Annotated in this window: 22 protein-coding genes and 1 riboswitch; of the genes, 4 read left to right on the forward strand and 18 right to left on the reverse strand. The window is 65.5% G+C overall.

Translation table 11 applies throughout. The annotated features are described in order from the left end of the window. Window positions 1–2: 2 nt before the first annotated feature. On the forward strand, window positions 3–623 hold the full coding sequence (locus PVW51_RS01745; RefSeq protein ID WP_274573349.1) for a queuosine precursor transporter: 621 nt from the start codon (window positions 3–5) through the stop codon (window positions 621–623). A gap of 391 nt (window positions 624–1014) precedes the next feature. Continuing rightward, the gene (gene arfB / locus PVW51_RS01750; protein WP_114274253.1) at window positions 1015–1437 is read left to right on the forward strand and encodes an alternative ribosome rescue aminoacyl-tRNA hydrolase ArfB; all 423 of its coding nucleotides are present in this window, start codon (window positions 1015–1017) and stop codon (window positions 1435–1437) included. Between the two features lie 89 nt (window positions 1438–1526). Here arfB and cobF read toward each other — a convergent pair whose 3' ends face one another. The 7 genes from cobF to cbiE are packed head-to-tail and all read right to left on the reverse strand — an operon-like array spanning window position 1527 to window position 6967. Continuing rightward, window positions 1527–2285 carry a precorrin-6A synthase (deacetylating) gene (cobF, locus tag PVW51_RS01755; protein ID WP_274573350.1) on the reverse strand — a complete coding sequence of 253 codons (759 nt, stop codon included), beginning with the start codon at window positions 2283–2285 and terminating at the stop codon, window positions 1527–1529. Continuing rightward, window positions 2282–2584 (reverse strand): DUF1636 family protein, encoded by a 303-nt coding sequence (locus tag PVW51_RS01760; RefSeq protein WP_274573351.1) that lies wholly within the window; start codon window positions 2582–2584, stop codon window positions 2282–2284. Before PVW51_RS01760 ends, cobF begins: the two co-directional genes overlap by 4 nt. Next, a complete protein-coding gene (gene cobA / locus PVW51_RS01765) occupies window positions 2581–3306 on the reverse strand; it encodes a uroporphyrinogen-III C-methyltransferase (RefSeq protein WP_274573352.1) in 726 nt (241 codons plus the stop codon). The genes PVW51_RS01760 and cobA overlap by 4 nt, the downstream gene beginning before the upstream one ends. Then, complete coding sequence (locus PVW51_RS01770; RefSeq protein WP_274573353.1) at window positions 3306–4628, reverse strand: cobyrinate a,c-diamide synthase; 1323 nt, start codon at window positions 4626–4628, stop codon at window positions 3306–3308. Before PVW51_RS01770 ends, cobA begins: the two co-directional genes overlap by 1 nt. Next, window positions 4625–5410 carry a precorrin-4 C(11)-methyltransferase gene (gene cobM, locus PVW51_RS01775; RefSeq protein ID WP_274573354.1) on the reverse strand — a complete coding sequence of 262 codons (786 nt, stop codon included), beginning with the start codon at window positions 5408–5410 and terminating at the stop codon, window positions 4625–4627. The genes PVW51_RS01770 and cobM overlap by 4 nt, the downstream gene beginning before the upstream one ends. Before the next feature lie 10 nt (window positions 5411–5420). Next, complete coding sequence (locus tag PVW51_RS01780) at window positions 5421–5789, reverse strand: cobalamin biosynthesis protein (RefSeq protein WP_274573355.1); 369 nt, start codon at window positions 5787–5789, stop codon at window positions 5421–5423. Next, on the reverse strand, window positions 5786–6967 hold the full coding sequence (gene cbiE, locus PVW51_RS01785; protein ID WP_274573356.1) for a precorrin-6y C5,15-methyltransferase (decarboxylating) subunit CbiE: 1182 nt from the start codon (window positions 6965–6967) through the stop codon (window positions 5786–5788). The genes PVW51_RS01780 and cbiE overlap by 4 nt, the downstream gene beginning before the upstream one ends. Window position 6968: 1 nt before the next feature. Here cbiE and PVW51_RS01790 point away from each other — a divergent pair, with 1 nt between their 5' ends. Continuing rightward, complete coding sequence (locus PVW51_RS01790) at window positions 6969–7715, forward strand: cobalt-precorrin-6A reductase (protein ID WP_274573357.1); 747 nt, start codon at window positions 6969–6971, stop codon at window positions 7713–7715. Here PVW51_RS01790 and cobJ read toward each other — a convergent pair. The 10 genes from cobJ to PVW51_RS01840 all read right to left on the reverse strand — a co-directional run bounded on the left by cobJ (window position 7691) and on the right by PVW51_RS01840 (window position 17127). After that, the gene (gene cobJ, locus PVW51_RS01795) at window positions 7691–8425 is read right to left on the reverse strand and encodes a precorrin-3B C(17)-methyltransferase (protein WP_274573358.1); all 735 of its coding nucleotides are present in this window, start codon (window positions 8423–8425) and stop codon (window positions 7691–7693) included. The genes PVW51_RS01790 and cobJ overlap by 25 nt on opposite strands. Further along, entirely contained in the window at window positions 8422–9159 is a 738-nt protein-coding gene (locus PVW51_RS01800) for a precorrin-2 C(20)-methyltransferase (RefSeq protein WP_274573359.1), read from the reverse strand. Before PVW51_RS01800 ends, cobJ begins: the two co-directional genes overlap by 4 nt. A gap of 2 nt (window positions 9160–9161) precedes the next feature. After that, a complete protein-coding gene (locus tag PVW51_RS01805) occupies window positions 9162–9791 on the reverse strand; it encodes a precorrin-8X methylmutase (protein ID WP_274573360.1) in 630 nt (209 codons plus the stop codon). Continuing rightward, complete coding sequence (cobG, locus tag PVW51_RS01810; RefSeq protein WP_274573361.1) at window positions 9792–10919, reverse strand: precorrin-3B synthase; 1128 nt, start codon at window positions 10917–10919, stop codon at window positions 9792–9794. Further along, window positions 10916–14158, reverse strand: coding sequence for a cobaltochelatase subunit CobN (gene cobN / locus PVW51_RS01815; protein WP_274573362.1), 3243 nt, complete (start codon window positions 14156–14158; stop codon window positions 10916–10918). Before cobN ends, cobG begins: the two co-directional genes overlap by 4 nt. Window positions 14159–14162: 4 nt before the next feature. Continuing rightward, window positions 14163–15197, reverse strand: a complete 1035-nt coding sequence (gene cobW / locus PVW51_RS01820) for a cobalamin biosynthesis protein CobW (RefSeq protein WP_274573363.1) — start codon at window positions 15195–15197, stop codon at window positions 14163–14165. Continuing rightward, complete coding sequence (locus tag PVW51_RS01825; RefSeq protein ID WP_114274239.1) at window positions 15194–15568, reverse strand: DUF1636 family protein; 375 nt, start codon at window positions 15566–15568, stop codon at window positions 15194–15196. The genes cobW and PVW51_RS01825 overlap by 4 nt, the downstream gene beginning before the upstream one ends. After that, the gene (locus PVW51_RS01830) at window positions 15565–16077 is read right to left on the reverse strand and encodes a hypothetical protein (protein ID WP_274573364.1); all 513 of its coding nucleotides are present in this window, start codon (window positions 16075–16077) and stop codon (window positions 15565–15567) included. Before PVW51_RS01830 ends, PVW51_RS01825 begins: the two co-directional genes overlap by 4 nt. A 7-nt stretch (window positions 16078–16084) precedes the next feature. Continuing rightward, a complete protein-coding gene (locus tag PVW51_RS01835) occupies window positions 16085–16777 on the reverse strand; it encodes a CbtA family protein (RefSeq protein ID WP_269366853.1) in 693 nt (230 codons plus the stop codon). Between the two features lie 191 nt (window positions 16778–16968). After that, window positions 16969–17127 (reverse strand): CbtB domain-containing protein, encoded by a 159-nt coding sequence (locus PVW51_RS01840; RefSeq protein WP_443069626.1) that lies wholly within the window; start codon window positions 17125–17127, stop codon window positions 16969–16971. Window positions 17128–17171: 44 nt separating this feature from the next. After that, window positions 17172–17388, reverse strand: a riboswitch (cobalamin riboswitch). 245 nt (window positions 17389–17633) lie between these two features. On the opposite strand from PVW51_RS01840, the gene PVW51_RS01845 reads away from it, so the two are divergent. Continuing rightward, the gene (locus tag PVW51_RS01845; protein ID WP_274573365.1) at window positions 17634–18539 is read left to right on the forward strand and encodes a DMT family transporter; all 906 of its coding nucleotides are present in this window, start codon (window positions 17634–17636) and stop codon (window positions 18537–18539) included. 44 nt (window positions 18540–18583) lie between these two features. Here the strand turns inward: PVW51_RS01845 and pncB are convergent, their stop codons facing one another. Next, window positions 18584–19876 (reverse strand): nicotinate phosphoribosyltransferase, encoded by a 1293-nt coding sequence (pncB, locus tag PVW51_RS01850; RefSeq protein ID WP_274573366.1) that lies wholly within the window; start codon window positions 19874–19876, stop codon window positions 18584–18586. Window positions 19877–19932: the final 56 nt, after the last annotated feature.

Here is a 19932-nt window from a genome sequence, read left to right on the forward strand (position 1 = left end):
ACATGACACGCACATTTCTCCCCGGCATCCTTGCCATGGCCGCCATCGTCGTGGCCTCCAATATCCTGGTCCAGTTCCTGTTCGGCCAATGGCTGACATGGGGCGCCTTCACCTATCCGCTGGCCTTTCTGGTCACCGACATCATGAACCGCGTCTATGGTGCCTCCGCCGCCCGCCGCGTCGTCATGGTGGGTTTCGTGGTGGGCCTTGTCTGCTCGCTGATCGGCACGCAGATCATGGGTGAATTCGGCCCGCTGGTCACGCTGCGTATCGCCGCCGGTTCCGGCGTCGCATTCCTTGTGGCACAGTTGATCGACGTCTCGGTCTTCGCCGCGCTGCGTGGCGGCAAATGGTGGCGCGCGCCGCTGGTCAGCACGCTGGTCGGCAGCAGCATCGACACCGCGCTGTTCTTTTCCATCGCCTTCGCAGGCAGCCTCAGCTTTATCCACCCGGCCACCGATGTCTCCTGGGCGGCGGAAACGCTGCCGCTTCTTGGCGTTGGCCCCTTGGCCCCGCTCTGGGTCTCGCTCGCCATCGCGGATTGGTCCGTAAAGCTCTCCATCGCGCTGATCGCGCTGATCCCGTTCCGGATCATCACCGCCCGGCTGACCCGGACGGCCTGACCAGGCTTCTTCATGCCGGAAATACTCAGCGGGCATGGGGGATAACCTCCCCCATGCCTAAAAATGAATCACGCGCAGTGCAGCCGCAGCACAGGATCACGCCTGCTGCAAAAAATCTCTTTGCGTTTTGAAAAACCTGTGCAAACCTGAGGTTGAGTTCAACAAATGTAAAGGAGGTGATCCAGTGTCAAGAAAGGTATTGGAGCGAGGTGTCGGAACAGCTTGGAGGACCTCCTGCTAGGGCAGCCCCTGGCAGCTGAAATCCCGAGTGGACAGACGGTCTAACCGACCCACCTCCTGAAACCATTCGCCAAACCGACAATTGGGCCGCTCCGACCGGGGCGGCCCTTTTCATGTTCAATTCGCCCGCGCCAGATGCAAAGATACGAAAATGCTGAGGATCACCGATACCATCGCCATCCAGGACTGGGAGCTCACGGAGAATTTCGTGCGCGCCTCTGGTCCGGGCGGCCAGAACGTCAACAAGGTGGCAACCGCCGTCGAACTGCGTTTCGAGGCGGCAACTTCGCCCTCCCTGACCGGCCCCGTGAAAGCGCGCCTGCGCCGTCTTGCCGGGCGCCGCTGGACGAACGAGGGCGCGTTGATCCTGCAATGCGATGAAACCCGCAGCCAGGCCCGGAACAGGGATATTGCCCGCGACCGTCTGGCCGAGCTGATCAAAAAGGCCCTGACACCGCCCAAGCGCCGCATCCCCACACGCCCAACGCTGGGATCAAAGAAGCGCCGCCTGAAATCGAAAAAGGTCCGGGGAGAGGTCAAGGCCATGCGGGGCAAGGTCGATCCATCGGATTAAAGGTGATGCGAAAAACCTGAATCACGTAACGCTGCCTGACATGAGAGATTTCAACGCGTTACGTGATGCATGATGCTTCAGGTATTTCGTCAGACGCCATGATCCCTGCGCAGGATGTAGATATCCATGATCCATCCATGCCGCGCCCGCGCCTCGGCCCGCATCTGAACGATCCGCTCCGCGACCTCGGCCAGCGGGCCTTCGCAAATGATCTGCTCCGGCATGCCGACGTATCCGCCCCACCAGATATGCACCCCTCCGGCGTCGATATCGGCAAAGGCGCAGGTGCCGTCCAGCATCACCACCAGCGTGTCGATCCCTTCAGGCCAGCCCGCATCCCGCAAGCGCCGTCCCGTCGTCACGACAAAGGGCGCCCCGATCTCGTTGACCGGAATGGCGTGGGCCGCTGTCAGCGCCTGCAGTGACGTGATGCCGGGGATCACCTCGACCTGCGGTGGCGGGTCCAGCCGCGCGGCAATCCGCAGGGTGCTGTCGTAAAGCGACGGATCGCCCCAGACCAGCAGCGCCACCCGTGCCGCCTCCGGTTGCTCTGCCATCGCTCCGCGCCAGGCTTCGGCAATCGCGTCATGCCAGTCATCCACCCGACGCCGGTAATCCGCTGTTGCCGCGTTGCGGACCGGCAGGTCGAATTCCACGATACGCGTGGTCTCGTTTTCCAAAACCTCGTCGCAGATGGCGCGGCGCAGCTCTGCAAGGTCATCCTTGCCCGGTCCCTTGCGCGGGATCAGGATCAGGTCCTGCGCGTTGATCGCCCGGATGGCCTGCAACGTCAGATGCTCGGGGTTGCCCGTGCCGATACCGATCAGGGTCAGTTGCACCGCGCTCATCCCGGAATCCGTGCGATGGCTTTCATCCGCAACCCGCCCAGCACCCGCGCATCGGCAAAAGTGCCATCGGATGATGCCGCATATAGTGCCGCAAACCGTTGCAGATCCCCCAGATCATCCGACGTGATGTCGCCAAACAGATAGGCCACCTTGCCCGTCACCCGAAAGGCAACGGTCTGCGGCCGGGTACAGCCGGACATGCAGTCGATTTGCTTCACTTCCTCTTCCGGCAGGCCACGGCGCATCATCTCGACAAAATCTGTGCCTTCCGGACAGGAACCGCAGACAAACACCGTCACAACCCCGGCTCCGCCAGCGCGCCGTAATAGATCAGCGCCGGTGTGGTGCTGGTGGTTGTCTCCAGATAGGCCGCAAGTGTCGCGATGGTGAACCACTGCAGCTTTTCCGCCGGCGTCGACACCGCCTCGGCCAGCAGGGCGGGGGTATCGGGGGACAGCCCATGGTCCAGCAGGCGCGCCGCCAGACCCGGAAAGGTCCGCTTGCCCATGTAGATCACCGTCGTGGCCAGCGGATCGGCCAGGGCCGCCATGTTCACATCGGGCGGCAGGTCGCCGGTCACATCCGCACCGGTGATGAACTGCACCCGCCGCGCCGTCAGCCGCCGGGTCAGCGGGATGCCCGCAACCGCAGCCCCGGCAGAAGCCGAGGTGACACCGGGTATGATCTCGAACGGGATGTCGGCAGCACGCAGGGCGGTGATTTCCTCCTCCAGCCGGCCAAACATGCCACTGTCGCCGGATTTGAGCCGCACGACACGCATGCCCGCGGCGGCGTGGTCCACCAGAACCCGGCTGACATGATCCTGCTTGGGCGAGGCCCGTCCGGCGCGTTTGCCCACGCCGATCAGATCGGCATCTGCATGGGCATGTTCCAGAATCGGCCCCGAACTGAGGTCGTCGAACAATACCACCTCGGCCTTTTGCAGCCGGTCCACCGCCTTGACGGTCAGCAGTTCCGGATCACCGGGGCCGGAAGAGACAAAAGAAACAAAACCGCTCATCAGCCATCACCGATCATGTGAAAGAACGTACCTGTCGCAACGCCGCCCCCCTCGAACCGGCGCACCGATCCGGTTTCCGGCACCTCCAGATCGTTGCTGTCGATGATCCGGGCCAATGGCGCGTCGGGCTCTTCGAGGATGGTGGCATAGTGAAACTCATGCCCGCGCAGACGCCCCCGTATGGTCTGGCCGGGAATGGCCGCGTTCAGCTCGGCCTTTCGGTAGCCGAGGTGCATCTTCCGCTTGGCAAAGGATGTTTCCAGCCCCAGCAACCCAACCATACGGTGGCGAATGCCGTCCTTGTCCACCAGCCCGGCCCCCATGGCCATATAGCCACCGCATTCGCCATGGACCGGCCTGGTCTGCGCAAACTCGATCAGGCCTGCGCGAAATCTCTCTGCCCCGGCCAGCTTGCCCGCGTGCAATTCGGGATATCCGCCCGGCAACCAGCAGACATCGGCACCGCTGTCCGGTGCTTCATCCGCCAGCGGCGAAAAGGGCATCACTTCTGCTCCGGCGGCGTGCCATCCGGCCAGCAGATGCGGATAGACAAAGGCGAATGCATTGTCCTGCGCCAATGCAATTCTCTGTCCCGGCGGGACGATCTTTGCCAGTGGTGGCGCCTTCGACAATGTGCCTGCCGCCGCTGCGCGCAGGGCCGTCAGATCAACATGTTCGGAGATGAATGCAGCGGCATCGGCCAGGATCTGCGGCAGGTTTTCCTGCTCGCCTGCCTGTACCAGCCCCAGATGCCTTTCGGGCAGTTCGACCCCGTTCTGCCGGGGCAGGGAACCCAGCACCCGGATGCCCACCTGCTCCATGCCTGCGCGCACCAGCGTATCATGCCGGGGCGAGGCGACGCGGTTCAGCACCACGCCTGCCAGGGTCACATCCGGCCGCATGTCGCGAAATCCGCGTGCAGTGGCCGCAACGGATTGCGCCGCGCCGGAGACATCCAGCACCAGCACCACGGGCCAGCCCATATGCGCCGCAATGTCGGCGCTGGCCCCGTTGCCGCAGGCCCCGGGAATGGCCACGCCATCGAACAGCCCCATTGACCCTTCTGCCAGGATCAGGTCCGCCCCGGTGGCGTTACCCACCAGCCCATCAATCACGGCGCGGTCCATCGACCAGCTGTCAAGGTTATAGGAGGCCAGACCAGACGCCGCCGTATGGAACGCGGGATCAATGTAGTCCGGCCCGCTCTTGAACGGTTGCACGTTCAGCCCCTGCGCCCGGAATGCCGCCAGCAGCCCCAGCATCAGCGTGGTCTTGCCCGTCCCCGAGGAGGGGGCAGAGATCATCAGCCCGGGCGGGATCATTCCGCCGTCTCCGGAAAACGCGGATCGGTGCCGACCGGCCGGAACCGGCGGTCGTAGTCGCCGGCGTAAAGCCTGCTCTCGCCGAAATCCTCTGCCCCGATCGCATGGCCCACGAGGATCAGCGCCGTGCGCTCCATCTCTTCGCCGATGGCGGTCTGCAGGGTGGCAAGGGTGGCCTTGACCACCCGCTGATCCGGCCAGCTTGCCCGCCAGACCACGGCCACCGGGCATTCCGCGCCATAATGCGGTGTCAGGTCGGCCACCACCTTTTCCAGCACATGAACCGACAGGTGGATTGCAAGCGTCGCGCCGGTGCGCGCAAAGTTCTCCAGCGCTTCGCCCTCCGGCATCGCGGTCGCACGGCCCGAAGTGCGCGTCAGCACCACCGACTGCACGACACCCGGCAGGGTCAGCTCCGCGTTCAGCGCCGCAGCGGCGGCGGCAAAGGAGGGTACGCCCGGTGTCACGTCATAGGGAATATCCAGCGCGCGCAACCGGCGCAGCTGCTCGCCCATTGCGGACCAGACTGACAGGTCGCCGGAATGCAGCCGCGCAACGTCATGGCCCGCCGCATGGGCAGCTGCAATTTCCGCAACGATCTCGTCCAGCGACATCCGCGCGGTGTTCACGATCCGCGCGCCGTCGGGGCAATGCGCCAGCAAGGCCTCGGGCACCAGCGACCCGGCATAGAGGCACACGGGACAGGCCGCGATCAGGTCACGTCCCCGCAATGTGATCAGGTCAGGCGCGCCGGGGCCTGCGCCGATGAAATGAACTGTCATGTTTTCCTTCTCAACTTTCAGCAAGGGCCGCCGTGGCCATACCATCGCCCGACACGACCCGTTGCGCAACCAGCCGCGCCGCTGGCCCTGCTGCGGCCAGCGCCGCGGCCTCTGCCAGCGATCCGGTGCCGAACCGGTCCTGGATCCGTTCCGATTGCGTCGGGGTGATCATCTGTCCCAGGTCCTGCGCCGTAATGCCCAGACCGGGCAGACCCAGCACCAGCACGAACTCGCGAAACACTTTCTCCCGTGCCTTGGCGGCTTCGGTCACCACCGCGTCAATGCCGCCGCCCCCCGCCGCATCCAGAACCTGCTGCAACGCATCCTGAAGGCTGGCCAGATCGGCTGCCGCGCGAAACCCGATGCCGACAACCCTCACAGGACCACGCTCCATTGCACCACCGGGCGCGCGGCCTGCCAGCCGCGCAGACGGCCCAGCGGAGCCGCCTCCGCCAGCTCGATCCGCAGCAGGCTGCCGCCCCTTTCGCCATGCAGACGGGCGAGCCGCGCCTCTGTCTCCAGCGTGACGCCATTTGCGACCAGCCGCGTGCCCCTGGGCGAAATGTCGAACAGCGCCCCGAACAATGCGTCACTGCCGCCGCCGCCCACAAACACCGCATCCGGCGCCGGGCGGTCCGCGATCAGCGCGCGCGCATCCCCGTGATGCACCGTCAGGCGATGGGAAAGGCCGAACTGACTGGCGTTGCGGATGATATTGTCAGCCCGCGCCTCATGCTGTTCGAAGGCAACCGCCAGTCCCCCCGCCAGGCACCATTCGACCGAGATAGAGCCGGATCCGGCGCCGACATCCCACAGAACCTCTCCCGGACGTGGGGCCAGTGCGGACAGGGTCAGGGCCCGAACGGGCCGCTTGGTGATCTGGCCGTCATGGTCAAAAAGATCATCCGGCAGGCCGCAACTGCGCGGCAGGCCCACCCCGGCGGGCAGCGCCACCGCGACAGCGACGGGGTCCGCAACATCGGTCAGGTCATAGGCTTGCGCGGTGGTTTCCCGCACCCGCTGCTCCGCGCCACCCATACGTTCGCAGACATGGATCCGGGCCTGCCCCGCGCCTTCTTGGGTCAGCCATTGCGCCAGTTCGGCAGGGGCCGCACCGTCACGCAACAGGCAGATGAACCGCGCCTCGGGTGCCAGCACCGCGCGCAATTGCGCAAGCGGCGCGGCATGCAGGCCGTGGCAGGTCACATCCTCCAACCGCCAGCCCAGCGCGCCTGCCACCCATGAAAACGTCGAGGGCGCGGGCAGCACGCACCATTCGCCAGGATCCAGATGCGCCGACAGGCTGCCGCCCGCCCCGAACCAGAACGGATCGCCAGAGGCCAGCACGACAACCCGCCGCCCCTTGGCCGCCAACACCGGCCCGACCGAAAACGGCACCGGCCAGGGCGCTCCCCTGCCTCCTGCGTTTACCAGATCAAGATGCCGGGGCCCGCCAAAGATCACCTCGGCGGCGTCGATCGCAGCCCGACTTGCGGGGGGCAGCTGCGCTGCGCTATCGTGCGGCATTCCAACGATGCTGAGCCACGGGTCACCCATCATGCACATCCTTTTGCTGGGCGGCACAACCGAGGCCAGCCAGATGGCCAGACAACTGGCCGAGGCCGGGATGAACGCCACGTTCTCCTATGCCGGACGCACGCAATCCCCGGCCGCGCAACCGCTGCCGCAGCGCACGGGCGGTTTCGGCGGTGTGCCGGGGCTGACGCGATACCTGCGCGACGCGGGCATCACCCATGTGATCGACGCCACCCATCCCTTTGCCGCGGGAATGAGCCGCAATGCCCATGCCGCCTGCACCGCGACGCAGACACCGCTGATCCGGCTGGAACGTCCGCCATGGCAGGCCGGGTCGGGCGATGACTGGCAGCAGGTCGCGACAGTCGAAGACCTGCCCGCCGCGCTGCCGCACCGACCGTCCCGCGTGTTTCTGGCGATTGGCAAGCAGCAGATCGGCCTTTTTGCGGCCCGGCCGCAGCACCATTACCTGCTGCGCCTCGTCGATGCGCCCGAGGCACCGCTGCCGCTGCCGGATACCGCCGTGATCCTGGCGCGTGGCCCCTTCGCGCTGGCGACAGACACCGCGCTGCTGCGCGATCATGCGATCACCCATGTGGTCTGCAAGAATGCCGGCGGCTGCGGCGCGCGCGCCAAGCTTGACGCGGCCCGCGCCCTGGGCCTGCCCGTGATCATGGCCCAGAGGCCCGCCCTGCCCGGCAACACCATCGCGCATGACGTGGCGCAGGTGATGTCCTGGCTGGCTCATGTGGCCGAACGCGGCGTATAGACATAGCGCCCGACAACCCGCGTCTGCGAATTGCCAAGCAGCACCACGGTCTGCATATCCGCCATCTCTGCCGTTGCCTCGGCCAGCGTCACGGTGTTCAGCGCCTCGTCCGGGCGGCTGATCGCGCGGGCAAAGGTCACCAGCCGTTGCGGTGCGCATTCCTCGCGCAGGATCGCCAGGGCATCGCCAAACTGGTGGGGGCGCGACCTGGAACGCGGGTTGTAGAAGGCCATCGCGAAATCGGCCTGCGCGGCCAGCCGCAGGCGGCGTTCGATCACCGACCAGGGCTTGAGGTTGTCGCTGAGGTTGATGGCACAGAAATCATGCCCCAGGGGCGCACCCGCGCGGGCAGCGGCGGCAAGCATCGCGGTGATGCCGGGCAGCACCCGAATGTCGGCATCCGCGAACTGCGGCTTGCTTTCCAGCGCCTCGAAGACGGCAGAGGCCATGGCAAAGACCCCCGGATCACCGCCCGACACCACCGCCACGCGACGGCCTTCGGCGGCAAGCGTCAGGGCATGGGTGGCGCGGTCGATCTCGACCCGGTTGTCGGTTGGATGCAGGGTCAACCCGTCACGGGGCGCCACGCGCTTCACATAAGGTATATAGCCGATCACGTCGGTAGCCTCGGCCAGCATTGCCGTCACTTCCGGTGTGACCAGATCATCCCGGCCCGGCCCAAGGCCCGCGATGGCAACCCAGCCTGTCATGTCGGCACCCCGGCTTCCGGCCTGCGGCCCTGTCCATGAACCAGCACAATCGCGAAATAGGGACAATCATCGTCATCCACATCAGCCAGCCGGACAACGCGCTGACCCGCCATGGTTCCTTTTTCTACCAGCCAGGCATCCTCAAGCCGTCCGGTGGCGACAAGGGCCGCGCGCACCCGCGGCATGTTGCGCCCGGTTTTCATGATCACCAGCGCATCGGCGCGCTCCATATGCGCCACAAGGTCCGCATCCGGCAAGGTGCCCATCAGGACGGACATCACGTCGTCCCCCCAGGTAAAGGGCATGTCCAGCGCGTTCCAGCAGCCCACCATGCCGGGGATCGCCGGCAGAACCTCGACCTCTGCCCGGCCCTGAAGCCGCGTGTGCAGATGCATGAAGGAGCCGTAGAAGAATGGGTCGCCCTCACAGAGCACGACCACCTCGTGATCGCGCGCCAGTTCGGCCAGCCGGTCGGCCCATTCGGCGTAGAAATCGACCATGAGGTCGCGATATTCCGCACTGTCAAAGCGCAGCTCGGTGGTGACGGGATATTCCATCGGATATTCGACCACATCATCGCGCAGCATGTCGCGGACGATGGTCCGGGCCTGTCCGGCGCGACCCTTTTTGCGGAAATAGGCGACATGGCGGGCGCCCCGGATCACCCGATCCGACTTCACGCTCATCAATTCGGGGTCGCCGGGGCCGAGGCCCGCGCAGATGATCCTGCCCATGCCTATTCCACCCTGCTGGCGAGCGCATTCACCGCCGCGACAGTGATCGCCGAGCCGCCCAGCCGCCCCTGCACGATCATCGACGGCACCGGCAGGTCGGCCATCAGGGCATCCTTGCTTTCCGCCGCACCGATAAAGCCGACAGGGCACCCGATGATCGCAGCCGGGCGCGGGCAAGCGGGGTCTTCAAGCATGTTCAGCAGGTGAAACAGCGCCGTGGGCGCATTGCCGATGGCCACCAGCGCCCCGGCCAGATGCGGCCGCCAGAGTTCGAGCGCGGCGGCAGAGCGGGTGTTGGCCATCGCAGCGGCCATCTCCGGCACACGCGGGTCGCGCAGGGTGCAGATCACCTCGTTCTCGCGCGGCAGACGTTTGCGGGTGATCCCCTCGCTGACCATATAGGCATCACAGAGGATCGGCGCGCCATCCTCCAGCGCCGCGCGGGCGGCAATTGCCATACCGGGGGAAAAGCGCAGATGTTCTTCCAGCCCGACCATCCCGGCGGCATGGATCATGCGCACCGCGACGATCTCTTCCTCGGGCGTGAAACGCGCCAGCGCCGCCTCCGACCGGATCGTGGCAAAGGACTGGCGGTAAATCTCCGCGCCATCGGTGATGTAGCTGTGGGGCATTCAGATCGCCTTGATAATGTCTTCGGGAGTGAGGGAGGTCGCCTCCGGCGCATCGCCGGCGCGTCCCTGACGGATCAGGTCGAAACCATCGCGGGTGGCCGTCACCGTCAGCGGCGCGGGCCGGGCGTGGGCACAGCCCTTGGCGCAACCCGACATATGCAGCAGGCTGCCGGGGGGAACATGGGGTGCTAGGCTGCGCGCGACGGAGCGGGTCTTTGCCAGCCCCTGCGCACAACGCGGCGCGCCGGTGCAGGCGACCACACGCAGCAGCGGATCATCTGGGTCGGTGATCACACCGCGCACCTTTGGCAGCTTGCGCGCGCTTTCCACCAGCAACATCCGCCAGGGGGTCATCCGCAGGCCCCCCTGCTTGGCAAGACTTGCCAATGTCTTGACCTCCAGCTGGCCAAAGGCAAGGCCGACCATCGCCCCCAGCGGGGTATAGCCGGGTCGCGGCAGGTAATCCTGACGCTGACGCGGCACGATGAACCCGCCGGGCAGCGCGACACCAGCGGCCAGCAGCGCGGCCATGCGGCTGTGCTCGCCCCGCATCTCGACGAACCACCGCGCCAGCGCCATGGCCTCTGCCACGACTGTCCCGGAAGCGACGGGCTTGCCCTTGTCGAATCCATCCGCAACAAGGATCAGACCACCACCCGCGTCCCGTTCCAGCCGGATATCTGCCGAAGCGGTCTGCAACACCGGCGCGCGGCCCGTATCCACGGCAAAACCGAACTTGCCCGGAATGCGCGGCGCATCCGGCTGCGCCAGCGCTTCGGTCAGCGCGGCGGCAAAGCCTTCTGTTTCCTCGCCCGTCTGCCAGAAAGGGGTGACCAGCACATTGCGCCGGCTTTCGATCTCGGCATCCGCATCCACCAGCGACATCGCCCCCAGACCGGTGATCAGCGCCGCAAGGCTGTCCTCCCGCACGCCCCGGATCTGCAGGTTGCCCCGGCTCGACAGGTCGATCAGCCCGTTGCCATGGGCGGCGGCCAGCGTCGCGATGCCATCGGCCTGTGCCCGGCGCAGACGTCCGTTGAAAGGGCGCACCCGCACCACCAGACCGTCGCCCGACATCATCGGGCGCAGCGCGCCGGGGCAATACCCCTTGACCACAGGCGCGGTCATTCGGCTGCGTCCATCTGGGCAGAGATCGAATTGCGCCGTGTGACCCAAAGGCCCGCATCGCGCAGCGCCACAAAACGGGCGCGCATTTCTGCCAATGCCTTGGGGTTTTCGCGTTCCATAAACTCCATCAAATCCTCCCGGCCCATCGTCGCATCGAAATATAGGTCGAAAAGATGCGCAGGCACGGCCCGCGTGAGATGCGCGAAGGCGGCCAGATTGTCCAGCGTTGCCGCGACCTCTGCCGCGCCCCTGAAACCATGGCGCATCATGCCACTGGCCCAGTCCGGATTCGCCGCACGGGCGCGGACCACACGGGCAATCTCCTCGGCCATGGTGCGGGCGCGGGGCGCGCCGATGACGGTGCTGTCAACATGATACATCGCGGGCTGCACCGCCCCCAGATGCGCCATGGCGGCGGCAAATCCACCCTCGTGGCTGGCATAATCCGACGCCAGCAGCAGATCGCTTTCGGTGAGGTCCTGCACATGGGCGAAACCGTCGGCACCCTGCAACCGCGCCTCAAGCGCGGCCCGGTCCTGATGCGACACGCCCTTTGCGTCGATGGACCATTCGGAGGCTTTCAGCCAGGCTTCTCCCGCTGCCGCGCGCCCCTCGTCTGAATAATCCAGCATCGCGGCTTCCATGTTCATGCCATACAGCCCCGGCTTGGGGCCAAAGACACGCGGCGTGCGGGTCAGATAGGGGTTCATGTCGGGCGCTTCTTCGCGCTCGGCCAGGGCGGCGGCGCCGGCCTCGAACAGCTGCGACAGGCCCGGAAAGACATCCCGGAACAGACCGGAGACACGCAGGGTCACGTCAATGCGGGGCCGGTTCAGCAGGGTCAGCGGCAGCACCTCGAAACCTGACACCCGCTCTGACCCTTCGTCCCACTTCGGGGCCAGCCCGGCCAGATGCATCGCCATGGCAAGCTCTTCTCCGGCGGTGCGCATGGTGGCGGAGCCCCAGAGGTCGACAACCAGCCCGCGCGGAAAATCGCCCTGGTCCTGCAGATGGCGGCGGATCAGTTCTTCGGCCAGTTTGACGCCTTGCGCATAGGCCGCGCGGGTCGGCACGCTGCGCGGGTCCACGGCATAGAGGTTGCGCCCCGTGGGCAATACGTCGGACCGCCCCCGATAGGGCGACCCGGAGGGGCCGGCCGCAACACGCCGCCCGTCAAGCGCGGCCAGAAGGCCTGCGTTTTCGCCGTCACCGGCACCAAAGATGTGCAGCCCGTCCCCATATTGGCTTTCCTTGATGTCACAGACGAAGCGGTCGATCCGGGTGATGGCCTCCGCCGCGCTGGTGGCATCGTCCATGCCCAGATCATCCTCCACCCCTGCGGCCCGCGCCTCTGACCGGATGGTGTCGATCAGCCGGTCGCGGCGCGCCGGGTCCAGCCCGTCAGCAGTGGAATATTCATCCAGCAGACGCTCAAGCTGCAACAACGCCTGCGGCGTTTCGCTCTCCTTCATCGGCGGCGGCAGGTGGCCGAGGGTCACCGCCCCGATGCGCCGCTTGGCCTGCGCAGCCTCGCCGGGATCGTTGACGATGAACGGATAGATCACCGGCATCGGCCCGGTCAGGACTTCGGGCCAGCAGTCCCCCGACAGCGCCACCGCCTTGCCCGGCAGCCATTCCAGCGTGCCATGGGCGCCGATATGCACCAGCGCATCGATGCCCTGGGCGCGCAGCCAGAGGTAGAAGGCCACGTAGGAGTGGCGCGGGATGCGGGCGAGATCGTGATAATCCGTATCGCGGGCCGCAATGCTGCCCCGCTCGGGCTGCAGCGCGACCAGCGCGTTTCCGCAGCGCTGCGCGGGAAAATGAAACGCTCCGTCCCGGTAGAGCGGGTCATCTTCCACCGGCCCCCATGCGGTGTTCAGATCCTTCAAGAGCGTGTCGGGAAGACATGTCAAATATGACATGTCACCATCGACAGGCCAGGAAATCGTGCTCTGATTCAATGACTTGCCAAATCCGATGGCAGGTTCCACGCCATAGCCCGCATCGGCCAGGGTCAGCAGCATATCCTCGGTCGAGGCCAGGGCATCGAGCCCGACCGCATGGGCGATCTGATCTTCACGGCCCGGATAGGTGGACAAGACCAGCGCCAGCTTGCGGTCCCTTGCCGGTGTCCGCGCCAGCCGGTGCCAGCCCGCCACCCGGTCCACCACCGCATGGATCCGTTCGGCATTTGCCCGGTGGGCAAAGCGCGAGAATTGCAGGTGCGGGTCCTTCTTTTCCGGCGCCTTGAAGCTGACAACCCCGGCAAAGATGCGCCCGTCCACCTCTGGCAGCACCACATGCATGGCAAGGTCCGCAGGCGACAACCCCCGCTCGGCCTCGGCCCATTCCTTCTGACGTGCCGTCGACAGCGCAACCTGAAACACCGGGCAGCCGGGGCCATCCAGAGGCGTTGTGTCATCCTCCCCCCGTCCGGAGAATGCCGTGGCGTTGACGATGGCACATGGGCCCAGCCGCGCCAGCGTCTGATCCAGAAAGGCGCGCCCGGTCTCGGCCTTCAGCGAGGGCACGAAAAGACCCACAGCCGTGAACCCCCGGTCGCGCAGCGCCATGATCAGCGCATCCACCGGCGCGGTATCCGCTGCAGTCAGGTAGCTGCGGTAAAAGGTGACAGCGACCACATCGCCGGTGACATCGGCAAAGGGGATGACGCCCTGTTCCGGATCATAGATCCCGCAGTCCGGCACCGTCTTGCTGCCCGGCACCGGGCCCGCATAGAACCCAGCGGCCAGCGCAAGCTGCGCCAGCGCCGCCTGCGCCGCCACGGCACCCCCCGCGTCGCAGAGATGCGACAACCGCCGCAGGGTCGACACCGGCAGCGTCGAATAGCTGTCCAGCGCCGGGTCCTCGCGTCCGTCTGCGGGCAGCACCGCCAGCGCGATGTCGTTGCGCCGGGCGAAATCCTGCACCTGCATGATGCCATAGGGCCAGTAGTTCTCGCCCCCGATCAGCCGGATCAGGATGCCCCTGGCCCCGGTCAGCGTCTGTTCGACATAATTGTCCACCGACGCCGGGTGCCGCAGCGCCACAAGGTTGCACAGCCGCAGCGTGGGCAGCTTGCCTTCCGGCCCGCCACCCCGGTGCCAGCCCGCCGCGAAGGCGCCGAGATCACTGTCGGAGAACGAAAGCACCACCAGATCCGCAGGCGTCTGGCCCGGATCAAACGGGGTTTCGCTGTCCTCCAGCCCGTGGCTTTCGCGAAAGACGACGTGCATGGTGTCAGGCCCCCAGAACACCCCGGATGGCAGCGGTGTCGATGTGGTCGTGCTCCGCGATCACCACCAGGTGGCCCTGCCGCGCATCCGCGCCCCAGGGGCGGTCGAACTGCTGCCGCACCCGTGCGCCCACCGCCTGCACCAGCAGGCGCATCGGTTTGCCCGCCACCGCGACATAGCCCTTGACCCGCAGGATGTGCTGTTCGGTTGCCAGCCTTTCGATGGCCGCGACCAGCGCGTTCACATCCTCGACCTCGGGCATGGGCACCACAATGGTCTCGAAATCATCATGTTCGTGGTCATCCGCCCCGTCATGATGCGACGGGCGGGCCGCCAGATCGTCTTCGGCAGCAGCATTCAGACCCAACACCACCTTGGGGTCGATCACCCCTTCGGTCATCGGCAGGATGCGGATCGGGCGGGGGCTTTCCGCCTCGATGATCCGGCGCGCCGTGGCGAGCCCTTCCTCACCGGCCAGATCGGCCTTGGACATCAGGATGATATCCGCACAGGCAATCTGATCCTCGAATACCTCGGACAGCGGGGTCTCGTGATCCAGACTGTCATCGGCCAGCCTCTGCGCATCCACCGCCGCCTCGTCAGGGGCGAAACGACCCGCCGCCACAGCTTCGGCATCGGCCAGGGCGATCACCCCGTCCACCGTGATCTTCGAACGGATCGCCGGCCAGTCGAAAGCCTTGAGCAGCGGCTTCGGCAGCGCCAGACCGGAGGTTTCGATCAGGATGTGATCGGGTCGCGTGGGCAGCGCCATCAGCGCCTCGATGGTGGGGATGAAATCATCGGCCACCGTGCAGCAGATGCAGCCATTGGCCAGTTCCACGATGTTCTCTGCCGGGCAATCGGGGATTGCACAGGATTTCAGGATGTCGCCATCCACCCCCACGGTCCCGAATTCGTTCACCAGAACAGCCAGCCGCCGCCCGCCCGAATTGGACATCAGATGGCGGATCAGCGTGGTTTTGCCAGCGCCCAGAAACCCGGTGATCACGGTCACGGGAATTTTGCTCAGGTCATTCATTCGGCAGCCTCCAAAGGCAGGGTAAAGGGGGGAACACGCGCAAGGCTCTGCTTGCGGAAAATTACGGGGCGCTCACGCCAGGGCACCAGCCCGTCGGCACTTGCGGCATAGGCGGCGGCACCGGCCAGGATATCGGGGGCATCCGCCGGGGTCAGGCGGCCATATACATAGGTCCATTTGCCCGGCTCCGACAGCGCCACCGCCGCCCCTTGCGAACAGGCGGACAGACAGGCCACCCCGACGATCTCGACCGCGTCAGGTGCCCCCGCTTCGGTCAATGCGCTGTGCAGCAGCGCGCCGGGCCGGGGGGCATCCTCTTCCAGCACCTCACCCGCGCGGCAGGTGGTGCAGACATAAAGCGTTGCGGTCATTCCACCTCCACCACGGCCCGGGCCGTTACCGGCGTGCCCTCCACCTCCAGCGGATGATGATCGTTGCTGTTCAGCGTCACCTCGATCTCCACCTGGCCTTTGGGCAGGCCATCCAGATGCATCCAGGGGCCATAGATCCGGGCCAGCTTGACGCCGTTCGCATAGACATGCGCATGGCCCTGCCCCGGTTGATGGGGCAGGCTGGCGTTCTGCGGCGAAAACTCGAAATTCTCGACCATGACATGCAGGTTATGGCCCGCCATCGGGTCCGGGCTGACCATGATCTGAACCTCGGGCGCGGCATCCGCCGCGACCGCAATCGGCGTCTCGTGCATCTTGGCATGATCCATCCCGTCGGCAGTCATGCCCCCGTGATCCATCCCGCCATGCTGGGCCGCATCCCCATGATCATGCCCGTCAAAGGTGATCCCGTTGCCCGCCGCAAAGGCAAAGCCGAGACCGCCTCCGAAGACAAGGCCGATGACGAAAAGCGCAAGCGTTCTGCCCATCACACCCTCACGCCGCCTGGGCGGCATGCTCCCCTTCGCGCTGCCAGAAATAGCCCGCAAAGCAGCCGAGCAACACCCAGGCCGCCAGACCGACGCCGAGCGCACGCGCCGCGAACAGCGCGCCGATCTCGGTCGGGACAGGACCGGTAAAGGTCTCGGGCTCCGGCGCGCCGATCAGATGCGGTGCGGCCAGCAACAGCGCCGCCGCACTCCAGGCCGCCCAGTTCTGGCCAAAGGCCAGCAGCCAGAGCGCCACACAGGCCGCAATCGCCGTCGCAAACCACCAGACCTGCCGCAGGGCCACATCGGCCGCAGCCACACCGGGCACTTCCGGGGCAAGGGTAAATCCGGGGGCCAGATGAAAGGCGACGAAACCGGCAACACCCCACAGGATACCCCAGCGCCCGTCGATCCGCGCACCGCGGTCCTCGCCAAAGCTCATGGCCGCAACCAAGATCAGCGCATAACCGGTATAGGTCAGCATGGTGAAAATCACGCTCAACCCGTCGCGCATCAGGTCGAAACCGGGCAAGGCGGGATGGGCGCTGACCGCCTCTGCGCCGAAATGCACCAGCTCCCCGCTTTCATAAAGCTCCGCATGCAGCAGCACAGGCTGCACAAATACCAGTTGCAGCAGGCCGATGATCGCACCCGCCAAGGCCCCTGCAAAAAGGGCGGAAACCAAAAACCGTGAAGTCATAACGAGATCCTCTTGCTTTCATGGCAACGCGCCGGCACCGACACCAATCAACACAAACACGCCGCCGAAAATCGGCAGCGCCTCAAGCTGATAAAGGTCTATGACCGGAACGCGCTGCGTTGTTCACCAGGGGAACCGGGTCACCGCCTGCTTTGACGCGGCTCAGACCTGATCCCGATGGCCCATAGGGGTCAGTGGCAGGGGAAACCTGTGGCATGGCGCACATCATGCGCGGCATCATGCAACGCGGCGGCCTGAACGTGCCCGGTCAGCGTGATCAGGGCAAGGCCCAGAACGGCGGCAAAGATCGCGGGAACAAAGCGGCTGGCGGTCTGCGACTTGGCAGTCATTGTAGTCATGGTCTTCTCCTTGCCGTCACACCCGACGACCTGTTTCAAGTTTCTCACGCCTGGCAGGTCTCCTGGCTCACGGGTCGATGCCTTTGCCCGCCTTCCCCGACCGAATGGTCAAGTGGCACGTTGGGCACAGACTCTCCGCTTACAGTCGCGGGGGCGGCTTCCGTTTCAGGCTGTGCGGCCCTTACGGAATTCCCTGTTCGGTTCCACACCCAAAGGGGCGCTTGCGGGAACACCAAGCAAGCCCAATGTTGCACTTCGGCCCAGCCAAGGCAAGGCTCATTCACGACAACTCATGCGCCGAATGCGCTTGCCCGCAGCAACGCCTTGCGCTGTCTGGAAATGCCGGCCCCGGTGCGCAATCCCCGGTACTCCGGCCCCGGATCGGGTGGTGGCCTGCCCGCGCCCGACCATGACGTTTCAATTTCCTCTGGCCCTGCTCTGCCCTGCGGCCCATAACTGGCGGACAACCCTCCCCCTCTGACAGGAGCCTTCGCCGCGTGAGCCGAACCACCCTCGCGATTCTCTATTCGCTGTTTGCGATCCTGTTGTTCGATGGCATGGGGCTGATCATCAAACACCTCTCCGGCAGCTACGGCGCCGCCGAACTTTCGGCCTACCGCAACCTGGTGGGGCTGATCCCGGCACTTCTGGTCCTCTGGACCTCCCGGGACTGGCACGCCAAAGGGCGCAGCCTGCACATGCGTCAATGGAAACTGGCCCTGCTGCGCGGGCTGATCCTGACCTTCGCGCAATATTTCTTTTACCTGTCGCTGGGCATCCTGACCTTTGCCACCGCCTCCACCATCTCCTATTCCAACGCAGTCTTTGTCACCGCACTTGCCGTGCCCCTGCTGGGCGAAAAGGTCGGGCTGGTGCGCTGGGCCGCGGTGCTGGTCGGCTTTGCCGGGGTGGTGATGATCGTGGGACCGGGCCGGGACAGCTTTTCACTGGCGGCCCTGCTGCCGCTGGGCGCGGCGCTCTGTTATGCGCTGACCGCCGTCACCGCCCGGATGATGGACGACGGCCCGCCAACAGCCCTGATCAACCTGTATTCCACCGGCGTCGCGACCCTGGGTGCGCTGGTGCTGACGCTGGCCACGGGCGGTTTCACGCCAATGCAGGACGGCACGGACCTGCTGTGGATTGTGGCGATGGGCGGGCTCGGCGGATTTGCCGTGCTGGTGCTGGTGACGGCCTACCGCATGACTGAACAGAGCAACCTCGCCCCGTTCGGCTATTTCGGCATCCCGCTGGCCTTTGTCCTGGGCTGGCTGTTTTACGGCGAAGCGCCCTGGTCCGAGCTGTTCCCCGGCGCGCTGCTGCTGGCAGGTGGCGGATTGCTGATCATCTGGCGGGAACGGCAGATGAACGCGGCAGGGCGCGAGGTGACCACGCCAAAGTAGACACCCGTGCTCTGCCGCCATCGGCCGGTGCCGTTGCGCGCGTTCTAGACCACAACCTCCTGGCGGTCCTGCGCGCCAACCCCGAACACCCGCTTGTAGCGCTCGATCTCTTCGGCCGGGCCCATCGCCTTGTTGGGATTGTCCGACAGCTTCACCGTCGGCCTGCCATTGGCCGCCACGGCCTTGCACACCAGCGAGAAAGGGGCCAGCGCATCATCTTTCACCAGGCCCCTGAAATCATTGGTCAGCAATGTGCCCCAACCGAAGGAGACATTCACCTTCCCGGCGAATTTTCCGTGCAGTTCCCGTATCTTGTCCACATCCAGACCATCGCTGAAGATCACCCGCTTCTGGGTCGGATCCTCGCCCCGCGACTTCCACCAGTCGATGGCAATCTGCGCGGCCTTGACCGGGTCGCCGCTGTCCACGCGAATGCCTGTCCAGCCGGCAAGCCAGTCCGGCGCATTGTCGAGGAAACCCTTGGTGCCATAGGTGTCCGGCAGGATGATCCGCAGGTTCCCGTCATGCTCTTCGTGCCAGTCCGACAGCACCTCGTAGGGGGCCTCTGCCAGCGCGGCATCATCCTCGGCCAATGCGGCGTAAACCATTGGCAACTCATGCGCATTTGTCCCGATTGCCTCCAGCTCGCGGCTCATCGCGATCTTGCAGTTCGAGGTCCCGGTAAAGGCCTTGCCCAGGCCTTCCTGCATCGCCTGTACGCACCAGTCCTGCCAGAGGTAGCTGTGCCGCCTGCGGGTGCCGAAATCGGCCACGGAGAGGTCGGGAATCTCGCGCAGGACAGCGATCTTTTCCCAGACACGGGTCATCGCGCGGGCATAGAGCACCTGCAGTTCGAACCGGCCCATCGTGTCCAGCACGGCCCGGCCCCGCAGTTCCATCAGCACCGCCAGCGCGGGAATTTCCCACAGCATGACCTCGTGCCATTTGCCTTCGAAGGTCAGCTCATATTGGTCGCCACGCCGCTCCAGGTGGTAGGGCGGCAGGCGCAGCCCCTCGAACCATTCCATGAAATCGGGCCGGAACATCTGACGCTTGCCGTAAAAGGTATTGCCCCGCAGCCAGGTGCTTTCGCCCCGGCTGAGGCTGAGCGAGCGGATATGGTCCAGCTGCTCGCGCAGCTCGCCCTCGTCGATCAGCTTGGCCAGAGGCACGTGGTCAGACCGGTTGATCAGCGAGAACGTGACCTCGGTATCCGGTTTGTTGCGGAAAATGGATTGACACATCAACAGCTTGTAGAAATCCATGTCGATCAGGGACCGGACGATCGGGTCGATCTTCCACTTGTGATTCCAGACGCGGGTTGCGATATCGACCATCAGTTATTCCTCAGAACTTCCGCACCCTTGTGGCAAAGACTGCAGGACAGGGGCAA

Origin of the sequence: Sulfitobacter sp. PR48 (assembly GCF_028807335.1) — a bacterium.
GTDB lineage: Bacteria > Pseudomonadota > Alphaproteobacteria > Rhodobacterales > Rhodobacteraceae > Sulfitobacter.

Excerpts from the sequence above, each read along its gene's own strand:
- cobG (WP_274573361.1), bottom strand. The coding sequence starts at position 10,919 with ATGACCGCGCCTGTGGTCAAGGGGTATTGCCCCGGCGCGCTGCGCCCG.
- cbiE (WP_274573356.1), bottom strand. The coding sequence starts at position 6,967 with ATGGGTGACCCGTGGCTCAGCATCGTTGGAATGCCGCACGATAGCGCA.
- PVW51_RS01835 (WP_269366853.1), bottom strand. The coding sequence starts at position 16,777 with ATGACTTCACGGTTTTTGGTTTCCGCCCTTTTTGCAGGGGCCTTGGCG.
- PVW51_RS01745 (WP_274573349.1), top strand. The coding sequence starts at position 3 with ATGACACGCACATTTCTCCCCGGCATCCTTGCCATGGCCGCCATCGTC.
- pncB (WP_274573366.1), bottom strand. The coding sequence starts at position 19,876 with ATGGTCGATATCGCAACCCGCGTCTGGAATCACAAGTGGAAGATCGAC.
- PVW51_RS01830 (WP_274573364.1), bottom strand. The coding sequence starts at position 16,077 with ATGGGCAGAACGCTTGCGCTTTTCGTCATCGGCCTTGTCTTCGGAGGC.
- PVW51_RS01770 (WP_274573353.1), bottom strand. The coding sequence starts at position 4,628 with ATGATCCCGCCCGGGCTGATGATCTCTGCCCCCTCCTCGGGGACGGGC.
- PVW51_RS01805 (WP_274573360.1), bottom strand. The coding sequence starts at position 9,791 with ATGCCCCACAGCTACATCACCGATGGCGCGGAGATTTACCGCCAGTCC.
- PVW51_RS01800 (WP_274573359.1), bottom strand. The coding sequence starts at position 9,159 with ATGGGCAGGATCATCTGCGCGGGCCTCGGCCCCGGCGACCCCGAATTG.
- cobW (WP_274573363.1), bottom strand. The coding sequence starts at position 15,197 with ATGAATGACCTGAGCAAAATTCCCGTGACCGTGATCACCGGGTTTCTG.
- cobM (WP_274573354.1), bottom strand. The coding sequence starts at position 5,410 with ATGACAGTTCATTTCATCGGCGCAGGCCCCGGCGCGCCTGACCTGATC.
- cobJ (WP_274573358.1), bottom strand. The coding sequence starts at position 8,425 with ATGACAGGCTGGGTTGCCATCGCGGGCCTTGGGCCGGGCCGGGATGAT.
- arfB (WP_114274253.1), top strand. The coding sequence starts at position 1,015 with ATGCTGAGGATCACCGATACCATCGCCATCCAGGACTGGGAGCTCACG.
- PVW51_RS01840 (WP_443069626.1), bottom strand. The coding sequence starts at position 17,127 with ATGACTGCCAAGTCGCAGACCGCCAGCCGCTTTGTTCCCGCGATCTTT.
- PVW51_RS01790 (WP_274573357.1), top strand. The coding sequence starts at position 6,969 with ATGCACATCCTTTTGCTGGGCGGCACAACCGAGGCCAGCCAGATGGCC.
- PVW51_RS01825 (WP_114274239.1), bottom strand. The coding sequence starts at position 15,568 with ATGACCGCAACGCTTTATGTCTGCACCACCTGCCGCGCGGGTGAGGTG.
- cobN (WP_274573362.1), bottom strand. The coding sequence starts at position 14,158 with ATGCACGTCGTCTTTCGCGAAAGCCACGGGCTGGAGGACAGCGAAACC.
- cobF (WP_274573350.1), bottom strand. The coding sequence starts at position 2,285 with ATGAGCGCGGTGCAACTGACCCTGATCGGTATCGGCACGGGCAACCCC.
- cobA (WP_274573352.1), bottom strand. The coding sequence starts at position 3,306 with ATGAGCGGTTTTGTTTCTTTTGTCTCTTCCGGCCCCGGTGATCCGGAA.